20 protein-coding genes are annotated in these 20,266 nt (G+C 67.4%); 5 read left to right on the plus strand and 15 right to left on the minus strand.

The features are described from left to right. Positions 1-30: 30 nt before the first annotated feature. From DJ021_RS13690 to DJ021_RS13700, 3 genes are read right to left on the minus strand one after another with little or no spacing between them, the layout of a single operon-like run. The gene (locus tag DJ021_RS13690; RefSeq protein WP_111458075.1) at positions 31-213 is read right to left on the minus strand and encodes a hypothetical protein; all 183 of its coding nucleotides are present in this window, start codon (positions 211-213) and stop codon (positions 31-33) included. Continuing rightward, positions 210-1,472 (minus strand): hypothetical protein, encoded by a 1,263-nt coding sequence (locus DJ021_RS13695; protein ID WP_133255022.1) that lies wholly within the window; start codon positions 1,470-1,472, stop codon positions 210-212. Before DJ021_RS13695 ends, DJ021_RS13690 begins: the two co-directional genes overlap by 4 nt. Positions 1,473-1,486: 14 nt before the next feature. Next, positions 1,487-3,316: an ATP-binding protein gene (locus DJ021_RS13700; RefSeq protein ID WP_133255023.1), complete on the minus strand. Its 1,830-nt coding sequence runs from the start codon at positions 3,314-3,316 to the stop codon at positions 1,487-1,489. A 624-nt stretch (positions 3,317-3,940) separates the two neighbouring features. Between DJ021_RS13700 and DJ021_RS13705 the strand changes: the two genes are divergently transcribed. The 3 genes from DJ021_RS13705 to DJ021_RS13715 all read left to right on the plus strand — a co-directional run bounded on the left by DJ021_RS13705 (position 3,941) and on the right by DJ021_RS13715 (position 6,216). Then, complete coding sequence (locus tag DJ021_RS13705) at positions 3,941-4,396, plus strand: hypothetical protein (RefSeq protein WP_111458078.1); 456 nt, start codon at positions 3,941-3,943, stop codon at positions 4,394-4,396. Positions 4,397-4,633: 237 nt separating this feature from the next. After that, positions 4,634-5,119: a helix-turn-helix domain-containing protein gene (locus tag DJ021_RS13710; RefSeq protein ID WP_111458079.1), complete on the plus strand. Its 486-nt coding sequence runs from the start codon at positions 4,634-4,636 to the stop codon at positions 5,117-5,119. A 182-nt stretch (positions 5,120-5,301) separates the two neighbouring features. Next, on the plus strand, positions 5,302-6,216 hold the full coding sequence (locus tag DJ021_RS13715; protein ID WP_133255024.1) for a helix-turn-helix domain-containing protein: 915 nt from the start codon (positions 5,302-5,304) through the stop codon (positions 6,214-6,216). 61 nt (positions 6,217-6,277) lie between these two features. Here DJ021_RS13715 and DJ021_RS13720 read toward each other — a convergent pair whose 3' ends face one another. Beyond that, positions 6,278-7,156, minus strand: coding sequence for a DUF2189 domain-containing protein (locus DJ021_RS13720; RefSeq protein WP_111458081.1), 879 nt, complete (start codon positions 7,154-7,156; stop codon positions 6,278-6,280). 279 nt (positions 7,157-7,435) lie between these two features. Between DJ021_RS13720 and DJ021_RS13725 the strand changes: the two genes are divergently transcribed. Further along, the gene (locus tag DJ021_RS13725; RefSeq protein WP_111458082.1) at positions 7,436-7,849 is read left to right on the plus strand and encodes a hypothetical protein; all 414 of its coding nucleotides are present in this window, start codon (positions 7,436-7,438) and stop codon (positions 7,847-7,849) included. Positions 7,850-8,058: 209 nt separating this feature from the next. Continuing rightward, positions 8,059-8,487 carry a DUF1236 domain-containing protein gene (locus tag DJ021_RS13730; RefSeq protein WP_111458083.1) on the plus strand — a complete coding sequence of 143 codons (429 nt, stop codon included), beginning with the start codon at positions 8,059-8,061 and terminating at the stop codon, positions 8,485-8,487. Between the two features lie 102 nt (positions 8,488-8,589). Here the strand turns inward: DJ021_RS13730 and DJ021_RS13735 are convergent, their stop codons facing one another. The 11 genes from DJ021_RS13735 to DJ021_RS13785 all read right to left on the minus strand — a co-directional run bounded on the left by DJ021_RS13735 (position 8,590) and on the right by DJ021_RS13785 (position 20,263). Then, a complete protein-coding gene (locus tag DJ021_RS13735) occupies positions 8,590-10,761 on the minus strand; it encodes a M3 family metallopeptidase (RefSeq protein WP_111458084.1) in 2,172 nt (723 codons plus the stop codon). Between the two features lie 1,195 nt (positions 10,762-11,956). Beyond that, positions 11,957-13,054 (minus strand): hypothetical protein, encoded by a 1,098-nt coding sequence (locus DJ021_RS13740; protein WP_111458085.1) that lies wholly within the window; start codon positions 13,052-13,054, stop codon positions 11,957-11,959. Positions 13,055-13,319: 265 nt separating this feature from the next. Further along, positions 13,320-13,574 carry a hypothetical protein gene (locus DJ021_RS13745; protein WP_111458086.1) on the minus strand — a complete coding sequence of 85 codons (255 nt, stop codon included), beginning with the start codon at positions 13,572-13,574 and terminating at the stop codon, positions 13,320-13,322. 199 nt (positions 13,575-13,773) lie between these two features. Continuing rightward, entirely contained in the window at positions 13,774-14,577 is an 804-nt protein-coding gene (locus DJ021_RS13750; RefSeq protein ID WP_165837218.1) for a class I SAM-dependent methyltransferase, read from the minus strand. Positions 14,578-14,904: 327 nt separating this feature from the next. Next, positions 14,905-15,459, minus strand: coding sequence for a sigma-70 family RNA polymerase sigma factor (locus tag DJ021_RS13755; RefSeq protein ID WP_111458088.1), 555 nt, complete (start codon positions 15,457-15,459; stop codon positions 14,905-14,907). A 265-nt stretch (positions 15,460-15,724) separates the two neighbouring features. Further along, positions 15,725-16,159, minus strand: coding sequence for a hypothetical protein (locus DJ021_RS13760; RefSeq protein WP_111458089.1), 435 nt, complete (start codon positions 16,157-16,159; stop codon positions 15,725-15,727). A gap of 184 nt (positions 16,160-16,343) precedes the next feature. Then, entirely contained in the window at positions 16,344-17,012 is a 669-nt protein-coding gene (locus tag DJ021_RS13765) for a Crp/Fnr family transcriptional regulator (RefSeq protein ID WP_111458090.1), read from the minus strand. A gap of 73 nt (positions 17,013-17,085) precedes the next feature. Further along, positions 17,086-17,643 (minus strand): hypothetical protein, encoded by a 558-nt coding sequence (locus DJ021_RS18735; protein ID WP_133255025.1) that lies wholly within the window; start codon positions 17,641-17,643, stop codon positions 17,086-17,088. A 258-nt stretch (positions 17,644-17,901) separates the two neighbouring features. Beyond that, positions 17,902-18,366: a prepilin peptidase gene (locus DJ021_RS13775; protein ID WP_111458092.1), complete on the minus strand. Its 465-nt coding sequence runs from the start codon at positions 18,364-18,366 to the stop codon at positions 17,902-17,904. A gap of 10 nt (positions 18,367-18,376) precedes the next feature. Then, positions 18,377-19,303 carry a type II secretion system F family protein gene (locus tag DJ021_RS13780; RefSeq protein WP_111458093.1) on the minus strand — a complete coding sequence of 309 codons (927 nt, stop codon included), beginning with the start codon at positions 19,301-19,303 and terminating at the stop codon, positions 18,377-18,379. A 9-nt stretch (positions 19,304-19,312) separates the two neighbouring features. After that, a complete protein-coding gene (locus tag DJ021_RS13785; protein WP_111458094.1) occupies positions 19,313-20,263 on the minus strand; it encodes a type II secretion system F family protein in 951 nt (316 codons plus the stop codon). Positions 20,264-20,266: the final 3 nt, after the last annotated feature.

The raw sequence follows: 20,266 nt of genomic DNA on the forward strand, positions 1-20,266 counted from the left end.
CCCGGTAGCGTGCAGCCCGCGCCTTCGAGCTCAGCTCCACGTCGGCTCGACCTCCAGCCCATCCAAGGCGTCCTGAGCCGGCGAACCCAGCTTGTCGCTGACGTATTTCAAGGCGTCCGACTGCAACGCAAAGGACGCGGTCTCGCGGTCGTCTTCGATGACGCACCAGCGCGAGCTGACCAGCCGGATCTCAATCGGCGGCAGGAGGCTCATGGCGCGGCCTCAAGCCGCGCGGCCTCACGAGGCGCAGCCTCAAGACGGCGGGGCCGACGAATGGCGGCGTGGCTGACACCGAGGGCAGCCGCAAGCCTGGCCTGCGCGGTCGACGCCAGACCATAGAGCAGCAGCGACTTGGCCACCGAATGGGCGGCGGCGATCCGCGGCCTCGCCCAGACGACGAACTCGGCGTCGGTTGGCGGCGTCGCGCAGTCGAAGGCCAGGCCCTGAAGGCCCGCGCCCTTGAGCTGCTGGATCCGATGCGGGGTGCAGTCCTTCACTTGGCCCACCACCAGCAGCGAGAACGGGCGGATGAGGGCGGTTGTCGCGAGCACGATGCTGGGCGGAACCAACTCGACCTCGCAGAGCTGGCAGATCACCCCCTTGTCGACCAGCTCCCGCGCCTCCTTGAACGCACTGACGATTTGCGCGCGTCCGTCGAGATTGGAGAGGCTGGCGACCGAGACCGGCAGAATGATGCTGGGGTCCTTCGACCTTCCAGCTTCCGCCTTCAGTCCAGCCAGGCCCGCCGATATCGTCGCCAGATCGATGCGCAGGATGTCGCGCTGGGGCAGGGCGGCATATTCCTCCGGCGTGAGGTCCCGGCCCTCGTCGAGGTAGGTCGAAGTGCGGAGCAGACGGACGCCGATACGGGAGAGGCCGCGAAGCTCGTACACCGGCTCGAGCTCGCACGAGACCTGCACCGCCCGGCCGGATGCGGAGACGAAGGGGGTCCATTGGTGGACGGCCCGACCGCTGGGGGGCGGAGCCTCCGGGGCGATGATGCGCGGCGCGCTTTGGGCGGCGGCGCCCGCGATCACCCTCGGATCCATCGGGTCCACGCGCTGCGCCACAACGCCGTCGCCGGAGATGGCGAGGACTTCGTGGATCCTGAGGTCCCCCAGCTGGCTCTCGCCGAGGAAATGGCCAAGGATGTCGCGCAGGTAGCGCAGGCACGTCGCCTGGGCGGCGTGTCGCACCATGTCCGGCAGGCAGATCAGCGTGTCGGTGTCGGATGTCCGCAGGTAATAGCCCTGGTCGGTCAGATGACGATCAAGGTAGGCGTGCACATGCGCGTGCACCTGCTCGCGGCGCATCGTCCACCGGCCGCCGAAGCGCTCGACGACCGCGTCCAGCGCGATGATGTTCACCTTGCCCGCGGCGAGCAGCTCGGAGCTGGCGAAGTGCTCCAGCGCCGTCTCGAGACCCGGCGAGACGATCCGCGGCGGCTCCGAATGCTCCGGCTCCGACCTCATGGCGCTCGCCCCGCTCATCGCGCCGCCTCACGGGCGCTGGCGCCGATGATGGCGTTCGACCCGGCGTTGGGCGGGGGCGCCAGGACCCGCGCGATCGTGTCGAACAGCTCGCTGGCCCTGAGGGGCTTTGGAATGACGCAATCCATTCCCGCGGCTTCGTATTCGGCGATCTGGTGGGTCATGGTGTTCGCCGTCAGGGCGACGATCGGCGTCCGATCGTGGCCGCGCGCCGCCTCCCGCGACCGGATTTCCCGCGTCGCCGTTACGCCGTTCATCTCAGGCATCTGGACGTCCATCAGGACCAGGTCCCAGGCGCCGGTCTCCCAGGCTTCGATGGCCTCGCGGCCGTTGGGAACGATCGTCAGCGTGATGCCGACCTGGTCGAGCAGGCTCTGGAGCACCAGCTGGTTGACGAGGTTGTCCTCGGCCGCCAGCACGCGGACGTGGCCAAACGCCGGCTGCGCCGCCGGAGGGCCGGTCTCCGGGCGTTCGCTGCTCGCCGAGCCTCCGGCGGCCGGCATCGGCAGGCGAACGGTGAAGGTCGAGCCGAGGCCGGGCGTGCTGGCGACCTCGACGGCGCCGCCCATCAGGCGCAGCAGCCGGTGGCAGATCGCCAGGCCCAGGCCCGCGCCTTCGAACCGGCGCGTCGAAGATCCGTCGGCCTGGAAAAAGGTCTCGAACAGGTGGGGGATCTGGTCGGCGTAGATCCCGACGCCGGTGTCCGACACCCTAAAGCAGACGTCGTCGTCGAGCCGCTCAACCGAAAGCCGCACCTCACCCTGATCGGTGAACTTCACCGCATTGGAGACCAGCGCCTGAAGAACCCGTCGCAGGCGGGGCGCATCGCCCAGGCACAGGCCCTCGGCCGCGGGCGCGATCTCGTGGTGAAACGCCAGCCCCTTCTGGCGGGCCGGATGCTCGAAGGCCATCGCCACACCGCGCACCAGGTGCGGCAGGTCGAATTCCGTGCGCATGGGTTCGAGGCGGTCGGCCTCGACCTTCGACAGGTCGAGAAGGTCGTCCAGCACCGACAACAGGCTCTCGCCGGAACGGCGGATCGTCTTCAGCCGCTCGCGCTGGTCGGCCGCGAGCTCACCCCCGGCCATCGCCTGGGCCATGCCGAGGACGCCGTTGAGCGGCGTCCTGAGCTCATGGCTCATGCAGGCCAGGAACTGGGACTTGGCGCGGCTCGCGGCGTCCGCGGCCCGCTCGCGCCTGTGGGCGTCGGCCGTGGCCAGGGTGAGGGCGGTCCAGGTTTCGTTGAGCTGCCGGTGGGCGGCCCAGAACAGCACCACGAAGAGCGCCGCCGTGGCGTAGGGGGTGAGGGCCGTGGCGACCTCGCCCTGCAGGATGGCCGCCCGGGTGAGGCCGAAGCCTATCCAGGTGAGGACGAGGATGTGGGGCGTGATGCAGGCCATGAAGACCGCGGACGAGCGAAAGTAGCGCATCAGCACGTCGACCATCGAGACGGTCAGCATCGCGAAGGCGAATTCCCGCTGGGCGGCTTGGCCTGCGACGATCAGGCCGGCCGCCATCACCGCATAGAGCGCGGTCGAAACGCAGCGGAAGAGCGGGGCGACGAGGCTGATCCCGGGGCGGGCGCCATCCGCTTCGAAGCCGTACCTCGAAAAGAAGCGCTCCTCGCACCAGCTGCTCAGCAGCACCGCGGCCAGCCACGCAGCGATCATCGGCCACGGCGCTATCGGTGCGGCGGCCACGCAAACGAGCACCGCTGCGGCCAGCCGGGCGATGACGCGCAGGCGAAAGCGCGACTGGATGACAGGGGCCTCGGCGGCGCCCGCCAGCGCCACAGCCGGTCCGGCCCGATCAGCTGAAAGCATCATACAACCCCCCTTATGTGTCATGTACCCGACACATCCCCGACGTGATTGCCCCTACACTAAATGGTTGAAAATGCGCCTTCGATAACTAGATCGCCTATTCGAGAATTCTTCAAGATGTTCTTCGGTCAGGTGTCCGAAGTCTATCGAGATCATAAGTGTTCCTAAAGTCTGCTTGAGGAATGTTCCAATCGCATAACTTCGGTTGTCGAACTATTGAATATACACCGGTCCATATGCTGGACGGTTGTCCCTCGGGGGTTAACAACTACAGAATATCAGAGGGTTGGCGCTCAAAGTCGGGGCCCATTTTGGGGCGGGCACCTGCAAATCGTTTCCGACGGCCACTTGCGCCGGTTCAATTTGTCGCAGAAGCTCCCCCAATGGTTGCAGCCACCCTGGTGAGCTGGGGGACGACCGAGACTTGAGGTTCTTGGGGGCCAGGCATGCCGTGGCTCTCGGTCGCCGCATGGAGGGCCCGTGCCGGAAAATGGGCCTTCCGACGTCGGCCGCGCGCAGCTCGCCGCGATCAGCGCCAGGTTTGCCGTCCCAGGTCCTCCCCTCGCATGGACGGCGACCGGGTCGGCTCCGCTATCGTGGCGCAGCCAGAGATGGGCAAGGTGTGACTTGGTCTCGATGGTCCTCGGTCTCGTGGCGGAGAGGTATCCCTGCATCGCCAAGGACCTGTTGAAGCCGTTGCTCGAACTGCTGACGGTGTCGCGCCAGGTCTGCGGCGGCGATATCGACAAGTTCCTCATTCTCCTCGTCGTGGGGGTCCGGACTGCGGAGCACCCGGTCTTCGCCAGCCTTTCAGCAAGCCAACTCGCTCGCGGCGACATACCCGTGCTTCCGAGCCTCGGGACAAACGCCCGCTCGATCGCCGACTCGATGGGCATTCCAAAGGAGACCATTCGGCGGAAGGTCGGCGAGCTGATCGAAGCCGGGTGGCTGGTTCGACGTGACAACGATCTGCTTCTGACCGGCCATGCGTTTGAGCAGCTCTCGCCCGTACGGGAGGCCGTCGAGATGCTGGCGGCCAGCAATTGGGGGACGGTGTCGGCCTTGTTGGCGGACGTCGGGTAGCGGGTGGAACCGCACCAATTTCGCGTTCCTGTCCGACGCGGCGAACGAAGATCTGAACCTGGCCGCGCGCCGCCTCGGCCGCGCATAGAGCGGGCGTCGATGGCCCGCGCGCGTTGCGACAAGCCATTGACTTGGCGGGGCCATCGGACACGTTTCAACATGTGAACCATGTTTTTCGATCGCGATTCGCCGACCGGCGGTCGCGTCCGAGGCCGGGAAGCCTGTGGGGGGCCAACGATGGACGACGTGTCGGGGAGGGGTGGTGGCGACGCGGCGGCGAGTGACCTAGACGGGGCCGCGGCCGGTCGCGGCGCCCATCCCGCCGACCGCCACGTCGGGCTGCGCATCCGCATGCGGCGCACCGAATTGCGCCTCAGCCAGGAGAAGCTGGCCCAGGCCCTGGGTCTCACCTTCCAGCAGGTGCAGAAGTATGAGCGGGCGGCCAACCGGGTCAGCGCCTCCAAGCTTTGGGAGGTCGCACGGGTCCTGAAGACCAACGTCGCCTACTTCTACGAGGGCCTGGCTGCGGCCGCCGCCACCGCGGGGCGGCCGGAGGACGAGCCGCCATCGGCGGCCGAGACGACGCAGGACGATGCGCCGGCGCCCTTCCTGAGCACCAGCGAGGGCGCCGAGCTGGCCACGACCTTCCCAAGGATCGCACGCGCCCATGTGCGTCGGCAGATCCTGGAACTGGTCCACTCCCTGGCTGAAGACCGTTCCTGAGCGAGCGGATCGCCCCCATCGCCGGACGCGACTGAATCCGGCTTCGCAGTCGGCGTGCTGGCGCCAGCGCATTTTCCGATCTCGGGAATCTCCGCAGTCTGTGGTTCGGATAACGTGTTTTCGGTTTTCGGGGAGGTGAGCAGCTGGTCGGCTCGATCGCAGGAATGCGGGTCGCTGGGCGCTTGGCGAACGCCTTCGTCCTCGATCTCGTCAAGCTCGGCGGCCACCGGCGCGACGTGGTGGATGCGCTGGTGCGGGCGGCGGTGCTCCAGGCAAACCTGGCGCACCTGATCCGCGACAGCGAGCTGCAGCGGCGATATGCGGGGCTCGAGCAGGATCCGCCGGACGAGCTGCGCCGACCGGCGAGCATCAATGCGATCGCCACCTCCCTGCGCCTGCCGTTCGAGACCGTACGCCGGCGGGTGGGCGGTCTCACGGAGGCCGGGATTTGTGCGCTCACGCCGAAGGGCGTGATCGTCCCCCAGGGGGCGACCAGTTCACCGGAATATCGCGTCGCGCTTCAATTCCAATACGAGAAGCTTCGGGCGCTCTATGAGCGGCTCCGCGCCATCGACGTCGTCCAACCGCCCGAGGCTCTCGCGCCCTGGACGGGCGAGCCGCCGGTGCGCCTCGTCGGGCGCCTGGTGGTGGACTTTGTGCTGCGGTTCACCGAGCCGGTCCTCGAGCAGGTTCCCGATCCCGTCACCACCCTCACGCTTCTGGAGATCATTCTCGCCAATACCGAGGCCCTCCCGGATGACGATGGCGGTGAGGAGGGGACGGGCGTCGCGGCCTTCGTCCCGGATTCCCGACGCGCCCCGGTGTCGGTGGGCGCGCTTCGGGCGCGTCTCGCCGTGCCGAACGAGACGCTCCGACGGCATGTGAAGCGGTTGTGCGATTCCGGGCTCTGTCGGCCGGTGAGGGGCGGGTACATCGTGTCGGCGGAGGCGCTCTCGCGCCCCGAGCTGCTGGCCTTCATGCTGCGCAATCACGCCAATCTCACCCGCATGTTCGCGGGATTGGGACAGGCAGGGGTGCTCGCGCTCTGGGACCAGGCCCGCCCTGGGAACGGCGTGGGAGAGGTCGCCCACGGCTGAACGTGGGCGTCAGGCGCCGCAGAACCCCTGGAGGGGGACGCGACACTCCGACTCCGCAGGCTTAGGCCTCCGCCTCGCCGACCACCTTGCGATAGAGGTGCCAGGTGGCGTGCCCGAGCACGGGCATCACGAAGATCAGGCCGACCAGGGCGGGCGCCGATCCCACGACCAGCGCGCCGGCGACGATCGCGCCCCACAGCGCCATGGGCACGGGGTTGGCCGCCACCGCGCGCAGCGACGTGGTGATCGCAGAGCCGATGCCGACGTCGCGATCGAGCAGGAGCGGGAACGACACCACGCTGATCGCCAGCGCCACGGCCGCGAACAGGAAGCCGACGGCGAACCCGGTGACGATCATCGTCCAGCCCGCGGGCGTCTGGAACACGTCGTGGACGAAGCCGGCGACGGAGGCCGGCGGCGCCGGGCCCAGGGTGGCGGCATAGATGCCCCAGGCGGCGGCCATCCAGAGGAGGAAGAGCGTGAGCAGGACCGCCCCCAGGCCGAGGATCGAACTGAAGGCCGGCGATCGAAACACGTCCAGGGCGTCGACCCAATGCACCGGCAGGCCCGCCTCACGGCGCCGGCTGATCTCGTACAGGCCGACGGCGGCGAGCGGACCTAGCAACGCGAAGCCCGACACCAGCGGAAACATCAGGGGCAGCATGTCGTAGCTGAAGGCCAGCCGCGCCAGGACCAGGCCGGCGACCGGATAGATCAGCCCGATGAACAGCACGTCGGCCCTGACGGCGGCGAAATCACCGACCCCCTTGCGCAGGGCGTCCCAGAGGTCGCTGACCGCAATGCGCCGGACCACGGGGACCGTCCGGGCGACATGGAGGCGCGGCTTCGCCGTGAGCGCGCGGCCCGCGTCCGAGACAGCCCCGCTGAGCTGTTCGATCGCGACCTCGAAGGGATTTCGGATGTGATGTTCGGCCGACATGCTCAATCTCCCGGACTTGAGGGTCTGGGGGCAGGGCCTGTCGAGCAGCACCGGCCGAACGGGCTCGTGGCTGAACGCAGACCACAACCCAATAACAATCCCCGACGCTAACACGGCGTTCGCCATGTGTCGTCGGCGCTCATGTGCGCGCGCCGGAGCGACCAGCCCTTCTCGCCAACCTGAACGAAGGCTGACCGGCCGGTTCCAATCGCCGTTAGGTGGGCTCCGGCAATGTTATTTCACGGCCGAAACATGCCGAGCACAAGGTGAGGACGAAGGATGTTCAAGAACGCAGCATTGGCGGCGTTCGCCGCCGCCGTGTTGGCGGCGCCCGCAGCGGCCGCGGCGCAGCCCTACTACAGCCACCCTTATGGGCGGCTCGACCGTGCACAGTATGACGCTCCACCCCGCGGGGACTGGTACCAGGGCGGCCGCTCTCGCTTCAGGGGCTACCCGGAATTCAGGGGGGTTGAGGCCCACATCCGCGAGGAGATTGTCGACGGCGTTCGAGACGACCTTATCGACCGCGACGACGCGCGCGATCTCATGGAACAACTGCACGACATTCAGTTGCAGGAAGCCCGTGAGTTCCGGGTCCATGGATGGAACCTGCCTGAGGATGACCGCAATCGCATCCGCGCGCAGCTGGACCAGCTCGACCAGCTGGTGGATCAGATCGGCAGTGAAACCTAGCCGTCATGCAGATGACTCGCGAACGCCTGCGGCCAAGCCGCCCGCAAGGACAGGGCGGAAAGCCAGATGCCCGGACCGGTGGGCGACTGAACAGTCAACCGATGTGGCCTCTCCTTGGGAACCCTTCCAGCCGCGCTTCAGCGGCTGCATTGGAACCTCGTTTGCGGTTCACGGGTTTGGTCTCGCCTTGAGTGCAAGGAGCACATGACATGAAGAAAGCACTGGTACTGAGCGCGGCCCTCGTCACCCTGGCGGCGGGTGCGCCAGCATTCGCACAGCAAGTCCAGGAACAGACCACCGTCGTGACCAAGAAGCCCAGCGGCGGCGCGGCCGCCGGTGCGGCGACCGGCGCGGTCGCTGGCGCTGCGGTCGCGGGTCCAGTCGGGGCCGCCGTGGGCGCGGTCACCGGCGCTGTGGTCGGCCACACCGTCGCTCCGCCGACCGAAGTGCGCACCTACGTCACGACCCAGGACGTGCCTGCGGTGACCTACGGCCGTCCGATCGTGGTCGGTAAGGTCGTCGATGGCGACATCACCTGGCTCGAGGTGCCCTCCTATCCCAAGTACCGTTGGGCCTATGTCGATGGTCATCGGGTCGTCGTCGACGCGACCACGCGTGACGTTGTCGCGGTCTACTAAGCGACACTGGATTCCCCGGGGGCGATCGGGCCGCAACGGGCTCAATCGCCCCCGAGAGGACTGCGCAGGATTGCGGCGCGCTGAGGCCGCGAAAGCCGACCGCTACTTATCGCCGCCCGCCAGGCCGCGGTGTTGCAGCATCGGGCCGATATCCGGGTCCTTGCCATAGAAGGCGCGGAACATCGGGCCGTAGTCCAGCGTATGACCCTTAGACAGCACCAGGTCGCGGAACCGCTGGCCGTTGGCGCGGGTGAGGCCGCCGTTGTCCTTGAACCAGCTGAAGCTGTCGTCGGCCAGCATCTGGGTCCACAGGTAGGCGTAGTAGCCGGCGGCGTAGCCGTTGCTCCAGATGTGCAGGAAGTAGCTCGACCGGTACCTGGGCGGCACGTCGGGGAAATCCGCGCCGCCGGCCTTCAGGGCCTGCACCTCGAAGGCGTCCACGTCCGCCTTGGGGGCGTCGGCGCCCAGCGCATGCCATTGCATGTCGAGCTCGGCCGCCGCGATCAGCTCGCCCATGCCGTAGCCCTGGTTGAAGCTGGAGGCCTTCTTGATCTTGTCGACGAGCGGCTGGGGGATCGGCTGGCCGGTCTTGTAGTGCACCGCGTAGTGGGGCAGCACCTTCGGGTCGAGCGCCCAGTTCTCGTTGAATTGCGAGGGGAACTCCACGAAGTCGCGGGCGACGTTGGTCCCCGACAGGGTCGGATATTCCTGGGCCGCGAACAGGCCGTGCAGGCCGTGCCCGAATTCGTGGAACATGGTGGTGACGTCGTCGAAGCTGATCAGCGCAGGCTGGCCGGGCGCGGGCTTGGTGAGGTTGGCGACGTTGTAGATCACCGGCTTCGTGCCCAGCAGCTTCGACTGGCCGACGAAGTTGCTCATCCAGGCGCCGCCCGCCTTGTTGTCGCGCTTGAAGTAGTCGAAGTAGGCCAGCCCGAGGACTGAGCCGTCCTTGTCGTGCACCTCGAACACCCGCACGTCGGGGTGGTAGACGGGGAGGTCCTTCCGCTCCTTGAAGGTGATCCCGTAGAGCTGGTTGGCGGCGTAGAACACCCCGTCGCGCAGCACCCGGTCCAGCTCGAAGTACGGCTTGATCTCCTCCTCGTTGAGGTCGTAGCGCGCCTTGCGCACCCGCTCGGAATAGCGGTTCCAGTCCCAGGGCTTGACCTGGAAGTGCTCGCCGCCCTGGTCGATGACCTTCTGGATGTCCGCCGCCTCGGCTGTGGACCGGGCGCGGGCGGCCGGCGACAGCTGGTGCATGAAGTCCTCCGCCGCCTGCGGGGTCTTGGCCATCTGGTCTTCCAGCACGTAAGCCGCGAAGTTCGGGAAGCCGAGCAGCTTGGCCTTTTCGGCGCGCAGCCGGGCGATGGTGGCGAGGGTCTCGCGGGTGTCGTTGGCGTCGCCGCGCTCGGTGCGGGTCCAGGCGCTGTTGTACAGCTGCTCGCGAACCCCGCGGTCGGCGAGGTCCTGCAGCAGCGGCTGCTGGGTGGTGTTCTGCAGCACGATGACCCACTTGCCCTTCAGGCCGCGCGCTTCGGCCGCCGCGGCGGCCGCGGCGATCTGCGCGTCGCTGAGGCCCTGCAGCTTGGCCTTGTTGTCGATCACCACGGCCCCGGCCTTGGCGCCGGCCAGCAGCTTCTGCTGGAAGGCGGTCTCCAGGCTGGAGATCTGTGCGTTCAGCGCCTTCAGCCGGGTCTTGTCGGCTTCAGCCAGGTTGGCGCCGGCGTGGACGAACTGCCGGTAGGTGACCTCCAGCAGCTGCTGCGCCTCCGGATCGAGCTTCAACCCGGCGCGACGGTCGTAGAGCGACCTCACGCGCTGGAAGAGCTTGGGGTTCAGGTAGATCGCGTCGCGGTGCGCCGTCAGCCGCGGCGACTCCTCGGTCTCGATCTTCTGCAGGGTGTCGTTGGTGTTGGCCCCGGTCAGCGCCGAGAAGGCGCTGTTGGCGCGGTCCAGCATCTGTCCCGAGCGCTCCATCGCCACGATGGTGTTCTCGAAGGTCGGCGGTGCGGGATTGTCGGCGATCGCGGCGATCTCCGCCTTCTGGCGGGCCATCCCGGCCTCCAGGCCAGGCTGGAAGTCGCTGTCCTTAATCTTGTCCCACTGGGGGGCATGCAGGAAGAGCGGGCTCGGCTCGGCGAACACCGAGCCGGGAGCGGCCGCGGCGGCCGCCGCGGGGCGGCTCTTGGCGGGCGCGCGCGGCGCCGCCTCGGCCGTCGCGCCGACGGTCAGGGCGGTGGTCGCCACGCTCAGCAAAAGCAGTTGAAGTCGATGCATAAAGTGGGCCTCGGATGCAGGGCAAGGTATGCCGTTTGGCTATGGCTACAGCATGCCTGCCCGAGCCCAAAGAGCTGAGGCGTGGCGACCGGCGCTAGACGTGTACTCATAATGCTCAGGGCTCCCGGCAAGGCGCCAAGTGTGGGACCTGGCTGCGCCGACCCGCCGACAAGCGGACTTGCTGAATGTCTGAGAGGGGTGGAAGGCGGACGTTGACGCTCGTGGCAGGCATTCTATCGTCGCGGCATGCGGTGGGCGGCGCTTGCGCTTATATTCCTATGCTCAGCATGTGTAGCGCCTCAGCCTGAGAGCGCTCGCACCGTCGCTGCTTTCGAAGTGCCGCTGCCCACATCCGAGGAACGTGCTGAGTTCTTGACGCTGCTTCAAAGGGCGGCGGAAACCGAAGGGCTCCACGTCGATGCATCCACCGCGGAAGAGTTAGATCAACTGTCAAAGGTATCGCCGATGACCATTCATGCGGCTGTCTGGCGTGGCGCTGACGACGAAGAGGCTCTGGCATCTGTAATGGATGTGCCGGGAAACCTCGGTCGCGCGTGGATTACGTTCTCGAAGGGTGAAGACCCTGATCTCGCGACGAGGTTTCGCGAGCGCGTCATGAGGAAAATCCTTGAACGTTGGCCGAGAACTCAGAGCCTGCCCATTATGCCAACAGGAGCGATCCCACTGCCACGGGACCTTCGTCAGACGCCAAATGGGTATCGTGTAGAACCGACCGCGGCCTCTCGATACGAATTGCTTCCCTCGTCGCCCCTCATAGCGCCGAAATGACCGGAAAGGGCGGACACGCAATGTCTGCAACGGGCGCGAAAGGCGCTCTTAGCCCGCGACCGCAGAGCAGACATTGGGCCAGTCTGCCAAGCAGCGGACCTTCCGAAGGTCGGCGCGGGGTGGCTCTAGGACAGTGGGGCGATGTTAAAGTGCAGCTATGCGCGCCCTGATCATCGCGGCCGTGTGCTCGGTCGCGGCCGGATGCCCGCGGGTTCGGCGACTCATCCCGTTGTAGGCCACTTCTGTTCGCCTTGACGCAATTAGCTCGTTAGTTTTCATCGCACTGACGCTCGCGGAAGCCGCAATCGGACCGCTTCACCGCGCGGGTGAGCACCCTCTGGAAGCTGAGCTTCGCCGCGCGTCACGAGGGCGCAACTCCCCCCGACCTGTTTGCGGGTCAGGCTAATCAGCTGTGCGAACCCTTCGGCCAAGAACGGACGGTCGATCCAGCGGGCTCGCCGGCACGGGGCGCGCAGTCGGTTCCGCACGCCTGAGCGTAGGCTGCGCGCCAGCTGTCCGCGTCACGGAGCCCCTTGGCCGCAGCGTCGTCGCCTTCGAGGAGCCAACGGTAGGCGGTGATCGCCCCGGCCAGATCAGACGTCACCGCACGCATTCCCGCAATGAGCCTGGTTGCGCCGCAGACATCCCGCAGCACGACCTCGTCGGTCGTGCCCGCCGGCGGCGTCTCGAACGACGTACCGATATCATTGGTGTCGTAGCCGAATTTCTTGCGTATCCGGGCGTCGAACCCGGCCCAGGCCAGGTTACGCAGACGCCGTTGGCCGCAATCGGCTTCGCGCAGCGCCCACGTCGCCGCTACGTCGCCGCGTAACTGCGCCCCGACCTGCGCCTCGTGAAAACGGTAGCGCATGTCGCCAACCTTCTCGATGTCGATCGAGAGGAGGATGGCGGAGCCCGCATCATCGATCGCCGCCACCACGAAAGGATGTTGGCTCTGAACCGCGAGCTCGATGCTGGGGATCGCGTCGGGTCCGCGGCCGGCCGCCAGCGCGTTCCACGCGGCAGACCAGGCCGGCATCGCCCCCAGCGACTTGGGCGTCCTGGCGGCGGTCAGATGGGCCCTTCTCGCCTCCTGGAGGCTCGTCGCCGTGACGCTGGGCGCCGCGTCCAGGCCGTGGGGGTCGCAGAGCGAGCGCACCAGCAGCCGGTCGCGTTCCTCGCCTGGATCGCGCCACGGCTGGATCTCCGTGTCGATGCCGGTCTGCTGATCTACGCCAAAGAATTGCTGGCGCGTGCGGGTGCGCGCGCGTTGTTCGGCGCAATCGACTTCCTCTTCGCCTACCTGCGCCTCCACGTCGCTGGCGGTGGGGTAGAGCTTGAGTTGGAGAACGGGGAGCGCCGGGTTCCCGAGACCTGTCGTACGGCGGTGCTCCGGATCGACCGCTATCAGGCTGAACCTGTCCCAGTGCAAAATGCGCCAAGTCTCAGCCCGCGCCGCGCCGGCCCAGAGCGAAAGCAACATCGCGAACAAGAAGAGACGCACGACGAAACCCCTCGTCCTTGCCAGGCAAGCGCTGCCTTGGAGGGAGGAGCTTAGTCCGTCACGCTGGAGGCAGTATCTATCAATTGGAACAATGTATTCGCGCGCCGCGGCGGACCGCCAACGCCGACCGCAAATGTCAGAGCCCGATAAGCGGCCCTCTCGAACGTCGGCAACGGGTCGAAAGTCGCCATAGCCTTCCCGCCAAGTAGCGGCCGTCGCCGGCGCCCTCAAGCGCTGATGGCGGCCGAGCTTATGAGTACACGCCCTAGTGCAGGAGCCGAGACTTGGCGGGTTTGAGGTCGACGGCCGCCTCCGGCGGCGTCTCTGCGGCAGGCGCTGGTTTCGACTGGCCGCCGTAGAACTGGCCGAGGAAACGGAAGCCGTCCCAGAGCTCGGAGCCGTACGGAAAGTCGGCGCCCAGGGCGTAGCGGATCGCGGCGGCGTCGTCGGCGAACGGCTCGGCCGCGACTTCGGCGCGGGCGCCCTGGCGGTCCATGCGGAAGAATTGATAGCGGCGCACGCGATCATCTCCGCTGCGCGCGGAGTCCCTGTCCCATACCCAAAACTCCAAGTCGGACGCAGTGGTTCCGTCGGCCGCGCGCGCGTGCGAGGCATCCGGATGCCCGACGTCGCTCCGGCGATTGAGGCCCTCCGGAGGTCTCGCCGATGCCTCATGCGCCGCGAACGCCGACGACCCGCGATGGGCCGGCGCACCGAGTTCATCGCCGCTGCGCGCGGAGTCCCTGTCCCGTGGTCAGAACCCCGACCTTGGCTCGCGGGTTCCGCGTCGTGCGTCCCGAACTCTCGGCCGCGTCGCTCTTGGGCTGACGCAGCGGTTTGCGGGCGATGAAGACATGGTCGCCGCGGATCAGACCGTAGCGAACGCTTTCCTCGCCGGTCGCGATGTGTTCGTCGACCGTGAAGCCCGCGTCCCGGATGCGGTCGCCGACATCTCGCCCGTAGAACCGCAGGTGGTTCCGCTCGCCGAAGTGGTGCGCACGCTCCTCCTCGGTGCGAACGGAGGGATTTTCGTAGGTGGACTCCCACCCCTGGACGAGCGGGACGGTGATGATCAGGCGCCCGCCCGGCGACAGGACCCGCTTGAGTTCGGCCAAGGCCCTCCGGTCGTCATCGGCGTGTTCGAGAATATTGCTCGCCACGACGACATTGAAGGCCCCGTCCTGCGCCTCCAGTTGCTCGCTGTCTCGCAGGCCCGCAGGCTCGAAGGGGCCTACCCGGGCGCGCAGGTAGTTCGCCAGCGGCCTTTCGGGCGTGAAGTAGAGGACACGGTCATCCGCGCGCAGCAGCCGGGCGCGCTCCATGGCCAGCACGATGAGGCGCTGGCGCTCGAGCGAGCCGCATTCGGGACATCGGGCGTCGTAGCGGGGCGGGTGCCCATACATCCCGAACCGGCCGACGTAGCCGCAGCATGTGCACTCGCGCGGCCGCGTCCCCGTCACCCGTGGAAGCACCTGGAGGACATAGAGCGACAGCACTCCGGCCGTCCGGATCGGGCGCGGCATGCGGTGCGCCAGTCTCCTTGCGATACTCATGGCTCGTGCATCTCCTCCATGCCGCGGAACGCAAGGTGTGCGGGCCCCGGGACAAGCGCCCGGCGGCATCCGTTCAGTTGCGATCGCGCGGCCGCGGTCAACTCCATCAACGACGACCCCAAAAGGTCGTGCACGGATGCGCGCGACCTCTTGGCGGCCGTAGAATTGGACCTTGGCCCTGGGAGTTCCCTGGACGCATCAGAACAGGGCGAGCAACGGAGATCCGCTGCTCGCCCTGCGCCGCCCAACAGGTGAAGGGTGGAGGTTCGGTTGTAGGGAGACGGGTGTGTGGCGGGGCTACAGGGCCGCCGCGACCGGCCCGCTTGCGGCGTAGCGCATGGGCACGGGCCGACGCCGAGGCGTGCGCTCGGGCAGGTCGTAATCCATGATCTTCGCCAGCTGTTCGCGGGCCCGGCTAACGCGGCTCTTCACGGTGCCCACCGCGCACCCGCAGAGCTCGGCGGCTTCCTCGTACGAGAAGCCGGCGGCGGCCACCAGGACCAGGGCGTCACGACCCGGACCGGGCAGCTGGTCGAGGGCCTCCCGCAGATCGCCGTAGAGGCGATGCCACTCCTGGTCAGGCTCGCAGGACAGCTGCTGGGAGGTATTCTCCGGGAGCTGAAACATGCGAGGATGCCGTTGAATTTCCGAAAGAAACTGGTTTCTCAGGATCCGGAACAGCCAGGCCTTGAGGTTGGTGCCGGGCTGAAAATTCTTCCGGTAGAGCCAGGCCCGGGTGATCGCCTCCTGAACCAGGTCGTCGGCTTCGAACACCGATCGTGTGAGCACCGTCGCGTAGGCTCGCATCGAAGGTATCAGCGCGATCACGCCGTCGTTGAATTCGTCCGCCATTGTCGTACCTCTCCAGGTCCGCCAGAACAATTGATTGTCAGGTGGAGCGTCCGCCGTGTGCGTGTCCCCGCTCTATTCGCGCACAGCGACAAGAGGGCGACGTGACCCCGGTCACATATTTGCAGTTTTCTTTGGATCGGGCCTACGCGGCCGAAATACGCGCCGGGGCCGGGCAGGGAGACTTATTGTCTATTACTCGACACTTGGCCGCGGGCCGAGATACACGCCGCGACGCCCGTGGGCGGTGGCCGGGCCCACCAGGCGTTCATTTCGCAGCGGGGCCCCGCGCGGCGACCCTGAAGTCGGCCGCGCCCGGCGGCGGCAGGCTCGCGGGTCCGGTGCCATGTCCGTCCGGATTGTGCCGCCAGCCGCGGGCGTGGGCCCATTCGTGAGCCCGGTTGGCGTCCCACTCCCGGCGGCTGGGCCAGCCGTCGCGCGCCACCAGGATGACGGCGTCCAGCTTGGAGTTGTAGCAGCCCCAGTAATAGGCGGTGGTCGCCGCGCCGGCCGGCAGGCCCCCCATCGCCAGGCGGCAAAGATAATCCACCTGCTCGACGCGCGGCAGGATCATCTCCCAGGTGGCGCCGGTCTGGGTCGGGCCGGCGGCGTAGGCGCGCGGGGGCGGCTCCACGGCGCGGACGAGCACGAACGCATACGCCGGCGGCGCTCCGGCCAGGAGCGCGCAGCCCGCGCACAGCATTCCCCGTCTCCCACCGGCGACCAGCAGGAGCCTGACGGCCCATGTCCCTTTGAACATGGCCCGCAAATCAAGGATTTAGCCGAAGCGTTCGGCTTGACCGTAGTGATCACAATCATGTGATCTGCGGCGCCGGCCGGGTTTCGTGGCCGCTGCTCAGGCCGGTCCCGATCAGAAGTCCGACGTGTCAGGCTCCGGCGTAGAAGGCGGCCGGCTCACGGCGGAGCGAAACGGGAAAGGGCGCATCGCGCCTTTGCCGCGCGTGCGGCTCGTAGCGATAGCGGCGGCGGCCGGCGCGGGAGAGTTCGCCGCTCATTTCCTTGCGCCGGAACAGCCGGCTGACGGTTTCCGGGGCGATGGCCAGGAAGTCGGCGATGTCCTGTCGCGACATCGGCAGGTCGATGACGCGGGGCTCGGTCGCGGCGCCTTGATTGGCCACCCAGTCGAGGAACCAGGTGAGCCGTTGGTAGGCGCCCAGGTGGCTCAGCCGCCCCAGGTGACGCGCGAGTTCCGTGACCAGGGCGTCCGCTGAGAACAGCAAGGCCATGGCGGCCCGCGAATCCTGGGCGATCAGCGTCCACAGGGAGGTGTTGGCGAAACGGGTGAGCACGGTGTCGGTCACCGCGTCGGCCGAGGCCCAGTGGGTCTCCAGACCCACACAGAAGGTGTGGCCGGGATAGACGAAGGCGATCACTTGCCGGCCGCCGCTCTCGTCCTCGAGCTGCAGGCGGACACAGCCGCTTTCCACGCGGTAGACGGCTTCGACCGGGTCCCCCTGGCGAAAAATGTTCTTACCGCGCAACGCGCCAACCAGACGATGGCTGGCCCCGTCGAGGGATCTTGAATCGTGGGTCATCAGCGCATTCCTTTGATCGGGGAAACTTGTTTTTTCGGCACGCGAGAGAGACGATTTGACGAGCGGCGTAGGGTCACAGCGAAGGGCCGGCGCGCTGGCTGGCGCGTGGGCTCGAGGGTGGGGGCGCGAAGGTCCGTTGCCGGCGGAGCCGCCGATGTTCCAGCGCCGGCGCGGGCCTGCGGGCGACCGGCGCGTAGTAGTCGCGCTCGGGTGGCCGCCGCGGTTTCGAGAACGGCAGAATGTGCTCCAGCGAGAACAGTGCGGAGATCACCTCCATGGCGATGCAGTCTTCATCCTCGTCCAGGATGAACCCCGCCTCCGCGGCGGAAAATTCCAGACTGATGACGAGGTAGACGCAAAGCTGTTGGATCGGCCTCAATCTGCGGAAATTCTCCCAGTCGGAGAGATTGGCCGGGCGCAGAAGACGACCGTTGTCCGGCGTTGCTCTCGGCGGGAGCCCGGCGAGACGATGGCGAAGGTTTCGATACGCCATCGCCGGTTCTGCAGGCGGTTCGGCGTTCGCCAGGTCAGTGAAGAAGGTGACGAGGACATCGTCGGTCTCAGGCTTGGCCCGACCGCACAGTTCGGCGAAAATGCGCAACCGAGCTTGGTTGCAGACCACGAAGTCCATGGCCGGTTTCATGACAAGCGCCCCTTCTATCCAGCAACTATAGTGGAGCTGCTTTCCGCGGCGGTTGTGGTGACCCAGGTCACACTTTGTTAAATATTTTGAGCGGGGTCACGATTCGGCCCAGCTCGACTATAGCCGATCCGCGCCCGACATCTTGGTTCTGAGCCCGGTGACGGCTCTCGCCAGGATGCAGGCGAACCCGAAAACTGACGGCTGACTTGAACCCACGCCGCCGCTGGCGAAGGCGGGCGCAGGACGTCAACCGGCGAGGAAACGCACACCGCTCCAGACCAGGCCGGCGACCGCGATCGACACCGCGTACGGCATCTTGCGCCAGTCTCCGCGCGCCAGCGTGCCCTCGGAGCTCGGAGCCACGCGCACCCACACCAGCGTGCCGACGCCCTGCAGCCCGCCGGCGAGGCCGAGCAGGATGGCGAAGTTGGCGAGCTCCGGGAACGGGATCCAAAAGGCCGCCCCCGCCAGCAACTTCAGGTCGCCGCCGCCCATCAGCCCGCGAAGGTAAAGGGCCAGGCCAAGGACCGCGACCACCCCGACGCAGGCCAGGCGCGACAGCGCCTCCGCCGGCGTGGCCGGAAGGGCCAGGACCAGGGCCCCTGCCGCCAGCAGGATCGGCAAGATGTTGGGGATCCGGAAGGTGCGCAGATCGCACGCCGCAGCGATCAACAGCACGGCGTTGAACCAGACGAAGGCCGCCACGGACATGGGCTCTCACCTAGGTTTTCAGCAGGACGCGCGCGATGCGGATGATGATCGGGGTGAAGATCACCGTGGCCAGGGCTGGGAAGATGCAGAGCACCAGCGGGAACGACAGCTTCACCGGCAGTTCGCCGGCCCGTCGCTCCGCCTCGATGTAGCGTGACTCCCGGATCTGCTGGGCGAAGACGCGCAAGGTCTGCGCGACGCTGGCCCCGAGCGCCTCGGACTGGATGAGCAGCGTGACCAGGGCGCGAACCTCCTCGGTGGGCGAGCGGTCCGCGAAGCGCTGCAGAGCCTCGGCGCGGCTCGACCCGGCCTGCATCTCGAGCAGCATGATCCTGAGCTGCTCGGACAGCACAGGGTGCAAATCCCGGAACTCCCTCTCGACCCGCTGGATGCCCGAGACCAGGGCGCCGCCGGCTTCGACACAGACGACCAGCAGGTCCACGGCGTCGGGCAGGGCCACGGTGACGGCGCGGGCGCGCGCGGCGATCCTTCGGCCGAGAAGGAAATTAGGGATGAACAGCCCGATCGCCACCGCCAGCATGATCATGAAGAGCACGGTCAGCGAGCCTGGCAGACGGAACAGGGCGGTGATCAGCAGCGCGGCGACCCCAAAGCCGAGCGCGCAGAGCACGCGCACGCCATAGAAGGCCTCGATCACCCTGTCGGAGTAGAAACCCGCCTGGATCAGCCTGCCCCTCAGGGAGGCTCGGTCGACGCCCTCGAGCGAGCCTCGCCCGGCGATCTGGCCGACTTGCCGAAGCGTCTTTTCCAGCCGCGGAGCGATCCTGGCCATGGTGCGGCGTGGCCGGTCGCCGACGGTCCGAAGGCTGGAGAGCCGCGTCTCGAAGGCGCTCTGGCTGAAGACGATCATGGCGACAGCCGCCGCCAGCGAGAGGAGGGCCACGGCGCCCGCTGCGAGAACGAGAACAAGTTCCATCGGTTCGCCTCAGATCTTCACGTTGACCATGCGCCAGATGATCATCGCGCCGACGGTGAGCATGATCGGCGCGAAGGCCATCATCGGCCAGAACAGGGGGTCGTTGGAGACCTCGGTGTAGAAGTCCGGCCGCATCAGCAGCAGCGCGCCGCCCACGACGATCGGCAGCGCCGAGACCACCCAGAACGACAGGCGTCCCTCGGCGGATATCGCATCTATTTTTTTGCGGAGCTGGGACTTGGCCCGGATCGCCTCGGCCAGCTTGAGGAAGACCTCGGCGAGATTGCCGCCGGTCTCGCGGGTCACCTCGAGGGAGGCCACGAACATCCGCAGCTCCGGCAGAGGGAAGCGCTCGATCAGGTTCTGCAGGGCCGCGTCGCGGTTGAGCCCGTAGGTCATCTCCTGGATCACCAGGGCGAATTCCGGGCCGATCGGGTCGGCCATCTCCTTGGCGACGACGCCCATGGCGCTGCTCACCGGATGCCCGGCCTGCAGGCCGCGCGCGATGAGGTCGACGGCGTGGGGAAGTTGATCGAGGAAGCGTTTGCGTCGCCTGGCCACAAGTCCGTTCAGCACGACCGGCGGACCGGCCAAGCTAATCAGGACGGCCGGGGCCAGCGCCAGGAGAGGCGGCACGCCGATCGACCGCAACAGCAGGTACAGCGCGACCAGGAGCACGCCGGAGGCCAGGACGACCTGGAGCGGGGAAATCCGACTGCGCGATCGCTCCAGCGTCGCCCGCAGCCACGGAATCCGCTGGTCGAGGAAACGGGTCACCAGGTCGTCAGGCGGCGGGGACTTGATTTGGGGATCGGCGGCGGCGCGCGCCCGCGACAGCCGGATGCTGACCGCCCGGCCTTCGCCGATCCGTCCCCTGACCAGGTACCAGAGGGCTTCCACGCCGCAGACCACCGCGATGAAGGCGGCGGCCGACACCAGGTAGGTGAGGAGGTGCGCCATGAT

The organism is Phenylobacterium hankyongense, from assembly GCF_003254505.1.
GTDB classification, from domain to species: domain Bacteria; phylum Pseudomonadota; class Alphaproteobacteria; order Caulobacterales; family Caulobacteraceae; genus Phenylobacterium; species Phenylobacterium hankyongense.

Excerpts from the sequence above, each read along its gene's own strand:
- DJ021_RS13700 (WP_133255023.1), bottom strand. The coding sequence starts at position 3,316 with ATGATGCTTTCAGCTGATCGGGCCGGACCGGCTGTGGCGCTGGCGGGC.
- DJ021_RS13720 (WP_111458081.1), bottom strand. The coding sequence starts at position 7,156 with ATGTCGGCCGAACATCACATCCGAAATCCCTTCGAGGTCGCGATCGAA.
- DJ021_RS13785 (WP_111458094.1), bottom strand. The coding sequence starts at position 20,263 with ATGGCGCACCTCCTCACCTACCTGGTGTCGGCCGCCGCCTTCATCGCG.
- DJ021_RS13725 (WP_111458082.1), top strand. The coding sequence starts at position 7,436 with ATGTTCAAGAACGCAGCATTGGCGGCGTTCGCCGCCGCCGTGTTGGCG.
- DJ021_RS13710 (WP_111458079.1), top strand. The coding sequence starts at position 4,634 with ATGGACGACGTGTCGGGGAGGGGTGGTGGCGACGCGGCGGCGAGTGAC.
- DJ021_RS13730 (WP_111458083.1), top strand. The coding sequence starts at position 8,059 with ATGAAGAAAGCACTGGTACTGAGCGCGGCCCTCGTCACCCTGGCGGCG.
- DJ021_RS13760 (WP_111458089.1), bottom strand. The coding sequence starts at position 16,159 with ATGCTGTGCGCGGGCTGCGCGCTCCTGGCCGGAGCGCCGCCGGCGTAT.
- DJ021_RS13755 (WP_111458088.1), bottom strand. The coding sequence starts at position 15,459 with ATGGCGGACGAATTCAACGACGGCGTGATCGCGCTGATACCTTCGATG.
- DJ021_RS13775 (WP_111458092.1), bottom strand. The coding sequence starts at position 18,366 with ATGTCCGTGGCGGCCTTCGTCTGGTTCAACGCCGTGCTGTTGATCGCT.
- DJ021_RS18735 (WP_133255025.1), bottom strand. The coding sequence starts at position 17,643 with ATGGACTTCGTGGTCTGCAACCAAGCTCGGTTGCGCATTTTCGCCGAA.
- DJ021_RS13695 (WP_133255022.1), bottom strand. The coding sequence starts at position 1,472 with ATGAGGTCGGAGCCGGAGCATTCGGAGCCGCCGCGGATCGTCTCGCCG.
- DJ021_RS13765 (WP_111458090.1), bottom strand. The coding sequence starts at position 17,012 with ATGACCCACGATTCAAGATCCCTCGACGGGGCCAGCCATCGTCTGGTT.
- DJ021_RS13780 (WP_111458093.1), bottom strand. The coding sequence starts at position 19,303 with ATGGAACTTGTTCTCGTTCTCGCAGCGGGCGCCGTGGCCCTCCTCTCG.
- DJ021_RS13735 (WP_111458084.1), bottom strand. The coding sequence starts at position 10,761 with ATGCATCGACTTCAACTGCTTTTGCTGAGCGTGGCGACCACCGCCCTG.
- DJ021_RS13690 (WP_111458075.1), bottom strand. The coding sequence starts at position 213 with ATGAGCCTCCTGCCGCCGATTGAGATCCGGCTGGTCAGCTCGCGCTGG.
- DJ021_RS13750 (WP_165837218.1), bottom strand. The coding sequence starts at position 14,577 with ATGCCGCGCCCGATCCGGACGGCCGGAGTGCTGTCGCTCTATGTCCTC.